Genomic DNA, 13747 nt, shown 5'->3' with positions numbered 1-13747 from the left:
CGGGGCGGGGAAGAAGGGGTGGAAGGCCGGTCCGGCATGGCAGAGGAAGAGTCGGCGCGGTAGAGGGCATCCGTCCCTCCCCGACGGGTAGGGGGAGAGCCCGCGGCCCGACGACACCGCGGCCATGCGACGTGGGTCGGCCACGGACGCCACCGCTGCCGGCCGGGCCCCGCTTAGGCTGGTGGTGTTGTCGGGCATTCGCCGCCGGCCGGAGCCGGCGGCCCTACGAGCCGAGGAAACCCGTGAGTGACACCCCATTCGGATTCGGCCTTCCGCCGGAGGAGCCGGAGCACGGCGACGAGGGCAAGAAGAAGGACCCTGCCGGAGGTGGGCAGGGTTCCGGCGGCGGCCAGGGCGGTCCGGCGAACCCCTTCGGGTTCGGGTTCCCGGGCGCCGGTGCCGGCGGCGCCGAGAACCCGTTCGCCGCGATGTTCGGCTCGCTGAACCCCACCGACCTCGGCGCGGCCTTCCAGCAGCTCGGCCAGATGCTGAGCTACGAGGGCGGCCCGGTGAACTGGGACATGGCCAAGCAGATCGCCCGCCAGACGGTTTCCCAGGGCACCCAGGACGGCACGAAGGACGCCAGTGTGGGCCCCGCGGAGCGTTCGGCCGTCGAGGAGGCGGTGCGGCTGGCGGACCTGTGGCTGGACGGTGCGACGTCGCTGCCGTCGGGCGCTGCGGGCGCTGTGGCGTGGAGCCGCGCCGAGTGGGTCGAGGCGACCCTTCCCGCGTGGCAGCAGCTCGTCGACCCGGTCGCCGAGCGGGTCGGGCTCGCCATGGGTGATGTGCTCCCCGAGGAGATGCAGGCGATGGCGGGCCCGCTGATCGGCATGATGCGCTCCATGGGCGGCGCCATGTTCGGCCAGCAGATCGGTCAGGCCATCGGCGTGCTGGCGGGCGAGGTCGTCGGCTCGACGGACATCGGGCTGCCGCTGGGGCCGGTCGGCAAGGCCGCGCTCCTCCCGTTGAACGTGGAGGCGTTCGGCAAGGACCTGGGTGTCCCCAAGGACGAGGTCCGGCTCTATCTGGCTCTGCGCGAGGCCGCCCACCAGCGGCTCTTCGCCCATGTGCCGTGGCTGCGCTCGCATCTGTTCGGCGCGGTCGAGGGCTATGCGCGGGGGATCAAGGTCGACACCACCAAGCTGGAGGATGTGGTCGGCCAGTTCGACCCGACGCATCCGGAGCAGCTGCAGGAGGCGCTCCAGCAGGGCATGTTCCAGCCCGAGGACACCGCCGAGCAGAAGGCGGCCCTGGCCCGGCTGGAGACGGCACTCGCCTTGGTCGAGGGCTGGGTGGACGCCGTCGTGCACGACGCCGCCAAGAACAGGCTGACGTCGGCGGACGCCCTGCGCGAGACGCTGCGCCGGCGCCGTGCTTCCGGCGGCCCGGCCGAGCAGACCTTCGCCACGCTGATCGGTCTGCAACTGCGGCCGCGACGGCTGCGGGACGCCTCCCGGCTGTGGGCGTCGCTGACCGACGCGCGCGGGCTCGACGGCCGCGACGGACTGTGGGAGCACCCCGACATGCTGCCGACGGCGTCCGACCTGGACGACCCGGACGGCTTCGTCCACCGCGAGCAGCTCGACTTCTCCGAGCTGGACAAGATGCTCGGCGAGGCCGCCGAAGGCCGCAGGCACGGCTCCGCGGACGGTGATGGCACGAGCCACGGCAGCGACGGCAGCGACGGCAAGGACGAGACGGACAAGTGAGCCTGTACGACGACGCCGTCCGCGTGCTGAAGGACTATGCGGACCAGGAGCCGCTCCGCCAGGACTATCTCGACCATCTGGCGGCGCACCCGGACGGAATGTGGAAGGCCTGCGGGGCGGGGCATCTGACGGCCAGCGCGCTGGTGGTCGACCCGTCGCGCGGCCGGGTGCTGCTGACCCTGCACAAGAAGCTGGGCATGTGGCTGCAGATGGGCGGCCACTGCGAGCCGGGAGATGCCACGCTCGCGGACGCGGCGCTTCGCGAGGCGGCGGAGGAGTCCGGTATCGCGGGGCTCGGACTGCTGCCCGGCGGACCGGTGCGGCTGGACAGGCATCCGATTCCCGCGCCCTGCCACTGGCATCTCGATGTGCAGTACGCCGCGCTCGCGCCGGCGGACGCGGTGGCGCAGATCAGCGACGAGTCGCTGGATCTGCGCTGGTTCCCCTACGACGAGATCGCCGACGTCGCCGACGAATCGGTCGTACGGCTGCTGGAGTGCACCCGGGCCCGGCTGTAGCGGTGGGCCCGGGAGGGGCGGACCGCTTGGTGCGGCCCGCCCCTCCCGCGGATGTCAGCTCCAGACGTTGTTCTGGTTCTGGGCGTGGGAGCCTTGCTGGCCCATGCCGAACTGGGCTCGCACGCCCTGCCCGATCTGGGTGTTCTGCGGCGGCAGCAGCTCGCTGGGCTGGACCAGGGCGAAGCCCTGACCGAGGAAGCTCAGCTCCCAGCCCTCTCCGGTGTTGCCGCGGCGGCGCCAGACGCCCGTGGAGTGGGTCTGGGCCTGCATCTGGACCCGCAGCGACGACGACCAGGCGACGATGGCGTCGGCGTCCACGTTGACGTACTTGTCCGGGGTGACCTGCATCATCAGCGGCTGACCGGACGTCATCAGAGCGACCTTGCCCCGCCCCGAGATGTTGAGCTGGTACTTGCCGGAGCCGGAGATGCCGTACTGACTGTCCACGGCGATGACCTCGGTGTGCAGACCGGAGTCGAGCGCCAGCACATAGGCGCTGTCGACGGTCATGCCCTCCTGGTCGACGTCCACGACATGGATGTACTGCGCGAGATTGGCGAAGTAGACCGTGCCCTGCCCTGAGCAGCGCATCAGGTCGAGGCCCTCTCCGGTGTTCGCCCGGGCGCGCCGCTGGCCCTGTGACTGGTATTCGCCGTCGAAGTCGATCAGCCCCTGGTAGGCGACCATGGCGCCCTTGCGGGCGAGGACGTCGTCGTGTCCGGTGAGCGCGACACGCAAGAGCTGCGGGTTCTGGACGACGTACCGCTCCTGGGACTGCTGTTCCGTGTGGCTGAAAAGCGGGCTCTGCATGATGTGTTCTCGCTCCCCCTCAGCCCCGGGCCCGCAGGCGGTCGGTGCTGTCCTCACTCGGCTGTACGACGACGATGCCCTGGCCGGAGAAGGCCATCTGGTACGCCTCTCCACTGCCCCGCCCGATCAGGGAGGAGGCCTTGAAGCTGCGCTTGCCCTTCACCTTCAGATTCGGCGACCAGGCCACGAGGGCGTCCGGGTCGACGTAGGTCTCGTCCTCGCCGCGCCCGCAGTCCACCACGATCGGCGTACCGCGCGAGGTCAGGGCGACCCAGCCGGTGCCGGCCACGGTGACGTTCCACAGCCCCTGGCCGGCGAACTTGGCGAGGCCCTTGACGCGTTCCACGCCCCACTGGAGATGGGCGTCGAACGCGAGGAGGTTGGTGCCGTTGACCGCGAGAGAGTCATTGTTGAGATTGATCACGACGACGTCGGCGCCGTAGTCGGCCAGGTAGAGCAAGCCGTCACCGGAGCACTTCATGATGGGCGCGCCCTCGCCGGTGATCCACTGGCCGGCGATCTGGCGGACGGCGGGCGGATTGGGCTCGTACTGGATGAAGCCCTCGTAGGCGACCATCGAGCCGGCCCGGGCGAACAGGTCCTGGCCCGAGGCCATGGCGACCTTGAGCATGGTGCGGCCGTGGTTCTCCATCCGGGCCACGACGGGGGTCGGGGCGTAGCCCGCGAGCTGCTGGTTCATTCTCCGGGCTCCCTCAGACCTCGTAGGGCTGGACGACGATGAAGTTGCCGGGGGCACCCCGGAACTGGAGGTTCACGGTCTCTCCGCTGTGGCCCGGGTAGGCGTTGCGGCGCAGCCGCACCTGGCTGGAGAGGATCACCTGGGACGCGGCCGACCACGCCACGATGGCATTGGAGTCGGCGAACGTGGTGGGGGTCACCGGGAGGACCACCGGAATGCCGTGGGTCTTGACGACCACCGTGCCAGTGCCCTGGAACAGCATCGTGAACAGGGCGCCGCCGGGGATGCCGTGACCCTCGATACGGCGGACCTCGTGCTGGAGCGACTCGTCGAACGCGAGCACGCTCTCCGCGGAGACGCAGATTCCGTCCCCCTGCAGCTCGATGGGGTGCAGATGGGCCCCTTCCTCGGCGAGGAAGACCTGGCCACGGCCGGTGCAGCGCATCAGCTGCATCTCCTGGCCCGTGGCGTTGCCGACGATGCGGCCGGCGAATCCGGCGCCCTTGTAGCTGAAGTCGACCTTGCCCTGGTACATGACCATGCTGCCCTGACGGGCGAGTACGGGCGTGCCGCCCATACCCAGATCGACCCGCATGAGCTGCTGGTTCTGCGGGGTCCAGCGCTGGCCGGTGGCCAGCTCCTTGTACGGCTGCAGGGCCGCCTGGAGGCCTGCACCGCCCGGCGGGACTCCTTGCGGGACGCCCTGGGGCACACCGGGCTGGCCGAAGGGGGCGCCCTGCGCACCGAAGGGCGCCGGGGCGCCCGGGACCTGACCGGGCATCTGGGCGGTGCCGTGCCCGGGGACCTGACCGAACGGCTGCTGCGGCGGCTGGCCGTACGGGGACGGCGGGGCCTGCGGCGGGACCGTTCCCGTCGGCGGGGCCATCGGAGCGGCGATCGTGGGCGCCGAGTGAATCTGCGGGTTCGCCGGTGCGGGCGCGGGGGCTGGGCCGGGGGCCGCTGCTGCGGGCGCACCGAACGTGGGGGCCGGCTGCGGCGGCAAGGGGGCCTGGGGCGCCTGCGGCGTGCCGGGGGCACCGAACGACGGGGCCGGCGCGGGCGGTGCCGTCTGCGCCGGCGGGGCGAAGCCCGGTACCGCCTGCTGCTGCGGCTGCGCCGCGGGCTCCTCCTCGGCCACTTCGCCGCCGAAGTTCTTCAGCAGCGCGTCGAGACCGCCGTCGAAGCCCTGGCCGACGGCGGCGAACCGCCATACGTCCTTGAGGTAGAAGTCGCCCAGCATCACGGCGCGTTCGGTGGAGAACTCCGAGCCCGTGAAGGCGTACCGGACGACTTCTTCGCCGCCGGCCACGATCCGGATGTGCCCCGGACCGATCTGGGACATCTGCCCGGCGCCGTCGATCGTCGCCGTGAACGAGAGCTTCTGGATGCTCGCCGGAATCCGGTCCAGCGTGACCCGGAACGACTCGGTGTCACCGGCCTGCGCACCGAGCAGCTGGATCGACTCCTCCGGCGACTTCGGCTGGTTGAAGAAGATGAAATACCGGTCGTCCGAGAGCTGCTCGTTCGCATCCAGACCGAAGCAGCTGATGTCGAAGGTCAGTCCCGGTGCCGCGATCTGCACGCCCACGTACAGATCCGTCCCCGGAGTAAGATCACTGATCTTGGCCTTGTGGCCCCGTTGGAATTCCCTGGCCATGCGTAACGACCGTCCCCCATCCCGACGACATGTGAATACGTCGCGCCAGGCTAGCCGCTGGCGACGACATTGAGCCAAGCCGGTACGCATTCGGTACAGGATCGGTGAACTCACTCGTCGTTCACGGGCCGCCGGTCGTCCGCGGTTTCGTCGCCCGGCTCGGCGGGCGGGCGCGGGAGCCGGCTCGCCGCGGCCACGCCCTCGAGATAGCCGCGCGCCCGTTCGGTGCGCGGATAGGCCTCGAGGAGCTGCCAGAAACGCGGTCCGTGCCCCGGTACGAGCAGATGGGCGAGCTCATGGACCAGGACGTAGTCGACCACGTACTCGGGCATGCCCTGCAGCCGGTGGGAGAGGCGGATGCTGCCCTCGGCGGGGGTGCAGGAGCCCCAGCGGGTGTTCTGGTTGGTCACCCAGCGCACGGTCGCGGGTCTGGCCCGTCCGTCGAAGTACAGCTCGGACAGCCGCCGGGCGCGCTCGGCGAGTTCCGCGTCGCCGAGGGTCCGCTTGCTCTCCTGCGCCGCGAGCTTGTCGAGCATCACCGTCACCCAGCGCTGCTCCTCGGCCTCGGACATCCGGGCCGGGATGAGCACGATGGTCCGGTCGCCTTCCCGGTATGCGGAGACCGTTCGGCGGCGCCGGGCGCTTCTGCGGACCTCGACGGCGCTCGTCACGGGGGACCGGGGCGGATGTCGGGGCACACTGCGCTGCCGGTTTTCGGCGCTGTGCGGTGGGTCGGCGGACACGCCCCGACGTTACCCGCTGCCCGCGGGCGAAGTCCCGCCCCCTGCTCGGTTGGGCCTTGATCCATTCGGCGGGCTTCGACAGCGCGCACCATTTGAACGATTAACACCCCGTGCCTGTGGACAACTTTGCGCACCGGCTTCCGCGGCGCCTGCATGCTGATGCCCGAAGGGGCCACCCGGAAGACCGGCGGGTGGACCGGCAGTGCGGCGGTCCGGGCGCTATGGCCCGCTGCCCGGAAGGACGGGGGAGACATGCATCCGATGGTGAAGCAGGGACTTCGACGCGCTTGGCGGGATCTTCGGTATGTGCAGTTCGGGACGACCCGCGCCCATGCGGTGGTCGTCGGACCGGTGGACACGGCGACCGGGAGCCTGCTCTCACTGCTCGATGGGACGCGTGGGCTGCCGGCGCTGAGGGACGAGGCCCGGGCGATGGGGCTGCCCGATGGCCAGCTGGACGCGTTGCTGGGCAGGTTGACCGAGGCGGGTCTGGTCGACGACTCCACGGGCGGCGGACCCGCGGCCGACGCCCTGCGCACGCGGGCCGGCACCGCGCTCGACCGGATGCGCCCCGACCTCGCTTCCCTCTCCGTCGTGCACCCGGAGCCGGGCGCCGCGATGGCCCGGCTGGCCGCGCGGGGTGCCATGCGTGTCCAGGTCCGCGGCGCGGGGCGGGTCGGGGCGATGCTCGCCGCGCTGCTGTCCGCCTCGGGGGTGGGCCGGGTGGACGTACTGGACGGAGGGCATACGCAGCCGTGGGACCTGGCGCCCGGCGGGCTCACGGCCGACGCGGTCGGAGAGCGCAGGGACGCCGCGGCTCGTCGTCTGGTACGGCGGTCCGCCCTGTGCCGGAGCTCTCGAGAGGAGTGCCGCCCGCCGGATGGACCGCCGCTGGACGAGCCCCCGCTGTCCCTGGTCGTCATCGCACCACGGGACGGTCTCGCCGCGTACGCCCCGGATCCCGCGGCGGCCGAGCAGTGGATCGGCACGGGCACTCCGCATCTCTATGCGGGGGTGGCGGAGGCCACGGGTGTGGTCGGGCCGCTCGTCCTTCCGGGCGGCAGCGCCTGCGCGATGTGTGTGCATCTGACGATGGCTGATCGCGATCCGGCGTGGCCGCGGATGCTGGCGCAGTGGCGCTCCGGCCGGCACGCCACCACGGTGGGACCCTGCGATCCGGGGCTCGCCACTGCCGTCGCCGGACTCGCGGCAGCACATGCGCTGGCGTTCCTCGACGGCGATCTGCCCACTACCACGGGGGCTCGCTGGGAGGTTTCCCTACCGCTGCTGGAATGGCGGTCGGAGCAGTTCAGGGGTCACCGGGACTGCGCATGCGGTGCGGTTGGGCAGACTGAGGGGGAGCGCGCCTCGGGGGTCCGGACACCGCACGACACAATGGCCGGGTAACCACCGTACGCGGCACGGCAGTCTGGGATCTGGAGGGGCGCAATGTCTGATCTTCCCCGGAAGGCGGTCACACGTACCGCCAAGTTGGCCGCCCTCCCTCTGGGCTTCGCCGGCCGGGTCACCTGGGGACTGGGTAAGCGGATCGGCGGCAAGTCCGCGGAGATCGTGGCCCGGGAACTGCAACAGCGCACGGCCGAGCAGCTGTTCAAGGTACTGGGCGAGCTCAAGGGCGGGGCGATGAAGTTCGGGCAGGCCCTGTCCGTCTTCGAGTCGGCCCTGCCCGAGGAGGTCGCCGGCCCCTACCGGGCCGCCCTGACCAAGCTCCAGGACGCCGCTCCCCCGATGCCGACGCGTACGGTCCACGAGGTGCTGGCGGCGCGGCTGGGCGAGGACTGGCGGGATCTCTTCCTGGAGTTCGGGGACAAGCCGGCGGCTGCCGCGTCGATCGGCCAGGTCCACCGTGCCGTCTGGCACGACGGGCGCGCGGTAGCGGTGAAGGTGCAGTACCCGGGCGCCGGTGAGGCACTGCTCTCGGACCTCACCCAGCTGAGCCGCTTCGCCCGGCTGCTGGGCCCGCTGATTCCGGGGATGGACGTCAAACCGCTGATCGCCGAGCTCCGGGACCGGATCTCGGAAGAGCTCGACTACGACCTGGAAGCCCGCGCCCAGCAGGAGCACGCGGCCGAGTTCACCGACGATCCGGACGTCGTGGTCCCGGGCGTCGTCCACCAGAGCGATCAGGTGCTGGTGACCGAATGGATCGACGGCATACCGCTCGCCGAGGTGATCAGAGACGGCACGCAGGAGCAGCGCGACCGTGCCGGCCAGTTGCTCGCCCGCTTCCTCTTCTCCGGGCCCGCCCGCACGGGACTGCTGCACGCGGATCCGCATCCGGGGAACTTCCGGCTGCTCCCGGCGGACGACATGGGCGAGGACGGCGACGGCCCTGGCGCCTGGCGCCTGGGGGTGCTGGACTTCGGTACGGTCGACCGGCTCCCCGGCGGGCTGCCGGTCACGATAGGCGCATCGCTGCGAATGACCCTGGAGGGCGAGGCGGAGGCCGTATACGGGCTGCTGTGTGAGGAGGGTTTCGTCAAGGAGTCGATCGATCTGGATCCTGATGCCGTCCTCGAGTATCTGCTGCCGATCATCGAGCCGGCCGAGGCCGAGACGTTCACCTTCACCCGTGGCTGGATGCGCAGTCAGGCGGCGCGGATCGCCGATCCCCGCTCCCCTGCCCACCAGTTGGGCAAGCAGCTCAATCTGCCGCCCGCTTATCTCCTGATCCACCGGGTGACGCTGAGCACCATCGGAGTGCTGTGCCAGTTGAACGCCACCGTCCGGCTCCGCGACGAACTGGAGGAATGGCTGCCGGGATTCCTGCCGGGTGACATGCAGGAAGCCGAAACCGAGGACGGGGAGCTCGGGTCCGTGGACGAAGGGGACGAGGTGGTCACGGGAGCCTGACGGCTGCCGCACGGAACCACGGCGCGGCGCGGCCCCGCTCGGCCGGTCGGAGGACCGCGGCTTGACGCCGCAGCGCTCCGCCGGCCGGGGGAACGAAGCCCGGCGCGGGCGCGGTGTGTCACGGTGGCCTGCCGTCGTGACCCACCGCGCGGTTCCCGGAGTACCGGGCGCGGTGCATCGCCGCGCTTCGGCCGTCGCGGCTCCGTACGAGGGTTCGGGCAACCGGGCCGTTCGGCGCTCGCTGCGGGGGCGTCCGTCACCACCAGGACGAGTCGAGCCGTCCCTCGATGGCTCTGATGTTGGCCCGGGCGCAGTCCTCGCAGAAGTAGTGACGTCGGCCGTTCTCGACGGAGCAGATCCAGGTCGGTGGAGGGCCCTCGGCGACCTTGCCGCACCGGGAACACACGACGTTCTCGGCACCCGGCTGAACAGGGTGATGAGTGTGCTGGTCCACCTCGTGACGATAACCCCGTACCGCCCGCTCGGCAGGACAACGCACCGCCCGGGGGACAACGCACCGCGGGGGCCGGTCCTTTCGGACCGACCCCCACGTGGGAACTGTGCTCGGTTGTGCCGCCGGGCTGACGGTCAGTTCATGACCGCCATGGCCAGCGCGCGGCGCGCCCGCATCGACACGCGCTCGGCGCGCCGCTGCATCCGCCGGGCGGCGATCAGGCGCGTGGCCTGACGTCCCGCGTCGGCTTCCCGCATGCGGTCGTGCATATGGGCACGAGCCAGGGCTTCTGGGATGAGTTGCATCTCACGGGTCCTGTTCTGACGCGAGCGGTTCGCGCCGATGGTGGTGAAGGCTGAGGTAGCGGAGCCGGACGGCTCGCTGGCGGAAGAGGTCATCGGGGCCTGCTTCTGGGGATCGTGCGTGAGGGGACGGTCGATGGTGCCGACGGCGTTCATGCCGCGACCGGGTTCTTGCGCGGGCGGCCACGGGGCCGCTTGCGGGCGACGACGACGCCCTGGACGAAGAGCTCTCCGCCCCAGACGCCCCACGGCTCACGCCGCTCCTTGGCGCCCGCGAGGCAGGCCGCCATCAGAGGGCAGGTCCGGCAAAGGGACTTGGCGTACTCGACGTCGGCCGGCGACTCGGCGAAGAAGACCTCCGGGTCGTAGGAACGGCAGGGGACGGGTACGCCGAGGTTCTCGATGGCGTCGTCGAGCGCGGTCAGCGCGGTGAGCGGAGTCAAGGTGGAGTCCTCCGTGAGGCCGGGCGGGGGGATCGTTTCGGAAGGCGGTACGGACGGGGCGTGCGCTTCGAGTTGCACGGTGGTGTCTTCCTCGTCTGGTCGTTCCGGTCTGTTGACCGGGCTTCGGCTGGTACCGGGTCTTGCTGGTCCCGAGGCGTCTTCGCTCCGTTTCCTCATCGGGGAAAACAGAAGGGCCGCGGATCCCGGGTGGGGTTCCGCGGCCCTGAAGGCGCCGGCCTGATCCTGGATCAGGCTGGATCACTCCAGGGTTCGAGCCCACGGAAGGCCCACATCGTGTGGTGCTGCGTCGTCTGCTTCATGCCGGCACTGGCCGCCGCAATGGCATAGGCCTTGGCCTCTGCCGCTGCTACTCCTGCTTCCAGTGCCTTGGTCGGTCGCTCATTGCGCTCCCGGACGGGCAGACCCGCAGGGAGAGAGACCGGAAGTTCGGCAGCGAAGCCGGACAGACCGGTGCCAATGAACGCCGGACCGGAGAGGCCGAGCAAGCAGGCGGAGACGACCGAGCGATCGGTCATTTTGGCGGTGGTGCGGATGGAGCTGGTGTTGATGCTGATCACTGGAATCGCCTCCTCTCGGCGTCTCTGGGACCGGCCGGGGCCGATCGCGCTATTCGGATAAGTACAGCACGAGGACAGGGCTTCAAAGAAGCTCTGTGCTCGTGGTTAAGAACCTATGGGGATGACCAGGGCGGGCGCAAACTATTTTTTCGACGAGTTTGTATCAGTCCTCACTGTCACCCGCCTCAACGTCCTGACCTGCACAGATGGCCAGGACATCGACTCCGAAGCGCTCCAGCTTGCGTCCCCCGACGCCGGAGATCCCGGCCAGCTCCCCCTCGCTGCCGGGGACTGCCTCGGCGATCGCCATCAGGGTCTTGTCCGTGAAGACGCAGTACGCGGGCTGGCCGAGCTCCCTGGCCTGCTCGGAGCGCCACTCACGCAGCCGCTCGTACAGCGCCTCGTCCATGTCGGAGGGGCAGTCCTCACAGCGCATCAGCTTCATCTCGCCCGCGTCCGTGAGCGTCTTGCCGCAGACGCGGCACAGGATCGGTCCGCGCCGCCGGCGCCGGGCGGGCCCGCTGCCCCGTTCGATGCCGCCGGCACCGCCCGCGCTGCCGGTGCCGGGGGCCGAGGAGCCGGGGCGCAGCCCGGCCAGGAAGCGGGTGGGACGACGGGAGGCCCGACCACCGGGTGAGCGGGACAGGGCCCAGGACAGCGACAGATGGAGCCGTGCGCGGGTCACTCCCACATAGAGCAGCCGGCGCTCTTCCTCGACCTGTTCGTCGGTCTTGGCATAGGTGATCGGCATCATGCCTTCGATGAGACCGACCAGGAACACCGCGTCCCACTCCAGGCCCTTCGCCGAGTGCAGCGAGGCGAGGGTGACCCCCTGAACGGTCGGGGCGTGCTGTGCCGCTGCCCGTTCGTCGAGCTCGGCGACGAGGTCGGCAAGGGTCGCCTCCGGCTTCACGCGGGCGAAGTCCTCGGCGAGCCGGACCAGCGCGGCCAGCGACTCCCAGCGGTCACGGACGGCCCCGGAGCCGGACGGCGGCTCGGTGGTCCAGCCCTTGGTGGAGAGCACCGCGCGCACCTGGGATCCCAGGTCGCCGGCATCGTCCAGCAACGGGTCGTTCCCCCCTGCCCGGGCGGCGCCGCGCAAGGCGACCCCTGCCTCCCGGACCTCGGCCCGCTCGAAGAACCGCTCGGCGCCGCGCAGCTGATAGGGCACGCCGGCATCGGCGAGGGCCTGCTCATAGACCTCGGACTGGGCGTTGACCCGGAACAGCACGGCGATCTCGCCCGCGGGGACCCCCGTGGCGATCAGATCACGGATGCGGCGGGCGGTGCCCTCGGCCTCGGCCGGCTCGTCCCCGTACTCGGTGTACGCGGGCTCGGGGCCCGCATCGCGCTGCGAGACCAGCTCCAGCCGGTGCTCGGCGGCGCGGCCGCGAGCCTGCCGCAGCAGACCGTTGGCGAGGTGCACCACCTGCGGGGTGGAGCGGTAGTCACGGACGAGCTTGACCACGGTGGCGTGCGGGTGCCGGGTGCGGAAGTTCAGCAGATGGTCCGGGGTGGCCCCCGTGAAGGAATAGATCGTCTGGCTGGCGTCGCCGACGACGCACAGGCTGTCGCGGTCACCCATCCACAACTCCAGCAGCCGCTGCTGGAGCGGCGAGACGTCCTGGTACTCGTCCACCACGAAGTGCTGGTACTGACGGCGGACCTGGTCGGCGATGTCGTGGCGGTCCTGCAGGATTCCGACCGTGAGCAGCAGGACGTCCTCGAAGTCGATCACCGAGCGGTCGCGCTTCAGCTGCTCGTACAGCGCATAGATCTGGCCGATCTCGGCAGGGTCGCGGGGGGCGTCCCTGAGGGCCTTGGCGACTGCCGCCGGATAGTCCGCCGGCACCGTCTGAGTGACCTTGGCCCATTCGATCTCGCTGGTCACATCGCGGAGCTCGTTGCGGTCGAGCCGGATCCGGCAGCGTGCCGCCGACTCGGCGACCAACTGGATCTTGCGCTCGAGCAGCCTCGGCAACTCACCGCCGACGGCTTTCGGCCAGAAGTACTGGAGCTGACGCAGCGCGGCGGAGTGGAAGGTGCGGGCCTGCACCCCGCCCGCGCCGAGCTGGCGCAGCCGGCCGCGCATCTCTCCTGCGGCACGGTTGGTGAACGTCACCGCCAGCACGCTCGAGGGCTGGAGTATCCCGGCGCGCACTCCGTACGCGATGCGATGGGTGATCGCCCGCGTCTTGCCCGTACCGGCGCCCGCCAGGACGCACACCGGACCGGTCAGGGCGGTCGCGACCTCGCGCTGCTCGGGGTCGAGCCCGGCGAGCACGGCGTCGGCGGACGCCGGGACCTGAGGGAAGAGAGTGGAGTGCGTTGCTGCTGTCACCCCGCCATGCTGCCAGGTTCGCGGAGATCATCGGGACGGTTGTCCACAGGCGGGGAAGACCGGGCTTACAGTCGTACCGATCCGCGGCCCGGACGGCACGGGACGGCAGCCGGCCTGACGGGAAGAACCGGGGAGAGTTCGGAGCGGGACGGTCACGGCGTGCGGTCACGTGGGGCGGCCGGGGTGGACGGGAATGGGTGCCGCGTCGCGTACGTTCGAGTACCCGGACACCCCACGATCCCAAGGAGCGGGAGAAGAGCATGCAGGGATCTCTGACGATGTACAGCACGACCTGGTGCGGCTACTGCCGGCGGCTGAAGAGCCAGCTCGACCGGGAAGGCATCGCGTACGTCGAGATCAACATCGAGGAGGACCCGGAGTCGGCGGCGTTCGTCGAGAAGGCGAACGGGGGCAACCAGACCGTCCCCACGGTTCTCGTGGTCCCTCCGGGCGGCGGGGAGGACATCGTCATGACGAACCCGAGCCTGGCCCAGGTCAAGCAGGCTCTCGCCAGCTGACCTGCCGCGCCCCGCGCCACGCCCTTCCGGTCGCCGGACCGGAAGGGCGTTTCCGTGCGTGCCCCCAAGGGGTGACCGGTGCCGCCTTCCCGACTGACGC

At 70.7% G+C, this 13747-nt stretch carries 14 protein-coding genes; 5 read left to right on the top strand and 9 right to left on the bottom strand.

Annotation, left to right across the window (positions count from 1 at the left end; translation table 11 throughout):
- The first annotated feature begins 242 nt into the window (after positions 1 to 242).
- Together ACTWOL_RS24805 and ACTWOL_RS24800 are read left to right on the top strand one after the other, a co-directional pair.
- Complete coding sequence (locus tag ACTWOL_RS24805; RefSeq protein WP_474298986.1) at positions 243 to 1709, top strand: zinc-dependent metalloprotease; 1467 nt, start codon at positions 243 to 245, stop codon at positions 1707 to 1709.
- Positions 1706 to 2227 carry an NUDIX hydrolase gene (locus ACTWOL_RS24800; RefSeq protein WP_474298985.1) on the top strand — a complete coding sequence of 174 codons (522 nt, stop codon included), beginning with the start codon at positions 1706 to 1708 and terminating at the stop codon, positions 2225 to 2227. Before ACTWOL_RS24805 ends, ACTWOL_RS24800 begins: the two co-directional genes overlap by 4 nt.
- 54 nt (positions 2228 to 2281) lie before the next feature.
- Here the strand turns inward: ACTWOL_RS24800 and ACTWOL_RS24795 are convergent, their stop codons facing one another.
- The 4 genes from ACTWOL_RS24795 to ACTWOL_RS24780 form a co-directional block, all read right to left on the bottom strand.
- Entirely contained in the window at positions 2282 to 3037 is a 756-nt protein-coding gene (locus tag ACTWOL_RS24795; protein WP_474298984.1) for an AIM24 family protein, read from the bottom strand.
- 19 nt (positions 3038 to 3056) lie between these two features.
- Complete coding sequence (locus tag ACTWOL_RS24790) at positions 3057 to 3737, bottom strand: AIM24 family protein (RefSeq protein ID WP_474298983.1); 681 nt, start codon at positions 3735 to 3737, stop codon at positions 3057 to 3059.
- A gap of 13 nt (positions 3738 to 3750) precedes the next feature.
- Entirely contained in the window at positions 3751 to 5394 is a 1644-nt protein-coding gene (locus tag ACTWOL_RS24785) for a TerD family protein (protein ID WP_474298982.1), read from the bottom strand.
- A gap of 110 nt (positions 5395 to 5504) precedes the next feature.
- Positions 5505 to 6092, bottom strand: a complete 588-nt coding sequence (locus ACTWOL_RS24780) for a M48 metallopeptidase family protein (RefSeq protein WP_474301251.1) — start codon at positions 6090 to 6092, stop codon at positions 5505 to 5507.
- 351 nt (positions 6093 to 6443) lie between these two features.
- Between ACTWOL_RS24780 and ACTWOL_RS24775 the strand changes: the two genes are divergently transcribed.
- Complete coding sequence (locus ACTWOL_RS24775; RefSeq protein ID WP_474298981.1) at positions 6444 to 7544, top strand: ThiF family adenylyltransferase; 1101 nt, start codon at positions 6444 to 6446, stop codon at positions 7542 to 7544.
- Positions 7545 to 7586: 42 nt separating this feature from the next.
- On the top strand, positions 7587 to 9011 hold the full coding sequence (locus tag ACTWOL_RS24770) for an ABC1 kinase family protein (RefSeq protein WP_474298980.1): 1425 nt from the start codon (positions 7587 to 7589) through the stop codon (positions 9009 to 9011).
- A gap of 256 nt (positions 9012 to 9267) precedes the next feature.
- On the opposite strand, the gene ACTWOL_RS24765 is transcribed toward ACTWOL_RS24770, so the two are convergent.
- From ACTWOL_RS24765 to ACTWOL_RS24745, 5 genes are all read right to left on the bottom strand, one after another.
- A complete protein-coding gene (locus ACTWOL_RS24765) occupies positions 9268 to 9465 on the bottom strand; it encodes a hypothetical protein (RefSeq protein WP_474298979.1) in 198 nt (65 codons plus the stop codon).
- 134 nt (positions 9466 to 9599) lie between these two features.
- Entirely contained in the window at positions 9600 to 9923 is a 324-nt protein-coding gene (locus tag ACTWOL_RS24760) for a hypothetical protein (RefSeq protein ID WP_474298978.1), read from the bottom strand.
- A complete protein-coding gene (locus tag ACTWOL_RS24755) occupies positions 9920 to 10210 on the bottom strand; it encodes a WhiB family transcriptional regulator (protein ID WP_202528499.1) in 291 nt (96 codons plus the stop codon). Before ACTWOL_RS24755 ends, ACTWOL_RS24760 begins: the two co-directional genes overlap by 4 nt.
- A gap of 248 nt (positions 10211 to 10458) precedes the next feature.
- Positions 10459 to 10788, bottom strand: a complete 330-nt coding sequence (locus ACTWOL_RS24750; protein ID WP_474298977.1) for a hypothetical protein — start codon at positions 10786 to 10788, stop codon at positions 10459 to 10461.
- Between the two features lie 163 nt (positions 10789 to 10951).
- Entirely contained in the window at positions 10952 to 13129 is a 2178-nt protein-coding gene (locus ACTWOL_RS24745) for an ATP-dependent DNA helicase UvrD2 (RefSeq protein WP_474298976.1), read from the bottom strand.
- A gap of 260 nt (positions 13130 to 13389) precedes the next feature.
- On the opposite strand from ACTWOL_RS24745, the gene ACTWOL_RS24740 reads away from it, so the two are divergent.
- Positions 13390 to 13647: a glutaredoxin family protein gene (locus ACTWOL_RS24740; protein ID WP_474298975.1), complete on the top strand. Its 258-nt coding sequence runs from the start codon at positions 13390 to 13392 to the stop codon at positions 13645 to 13647.
- Positions 13648 to 13747 lie beyond the last annotated feature (100 nt).

It is taken from the genome of Micromonospora sp. IBHARD003 (genome assembly GCF_056106285.1).
Note: the sequence above shows the minus strand (reverse complement) of the source record. Positions and strands in the feature narration are given on the sequence as shown.

Excerpts from the sequence above, each read along its gene's own strand:
- ACTWOL_RS24795 (WP_474298984.1), bottom strand. The coding sequence starts at position 3,037 with ATGCAGAGCCCGCTTTTCAGCCACACGGAACAGCAGTCCCAGGAGCGG.
- ACTWOL_RS24790 (WP_474298983.1), bottom strand. The coding sequence starts at position 3,737 with ATGAACCAGCAGCTCGCGGGCTACGCCCCGACCCCCGTCGTGGCCCGG.
- ACTWOL_RS24785 (WP_474298982.1), bottom strand. The coding sequence starts at position 5,394 with ATGGCCAGGGAATTCCAACGGGGCCACAAGGCCAAGATCAGTGATCTT.
- ACTWOL_RS24770 (WP_474298980.1), top strand. The coding sequence starts at position 7,587 with ATGTCTGATCTTCCCCGGAAGGCGGTCACACGTACCGCCAAGTTGGCC.
- ACTWOL_RS24760 (WP_474298978.1), bottom strand. The coding sequence starts at position 9,923 with ATGAACGCCGTCGGCACCATCGACCGTCCCCTCACGCACGATCCCCAG.
- ACTWOL_RS24740 (WP_474298975.1), top strand. The coding sequence starts at position 13,390 with ATGCAGGGATCTCTGACGATGTACAGCACGACCTGGTGCGGCTACTGC.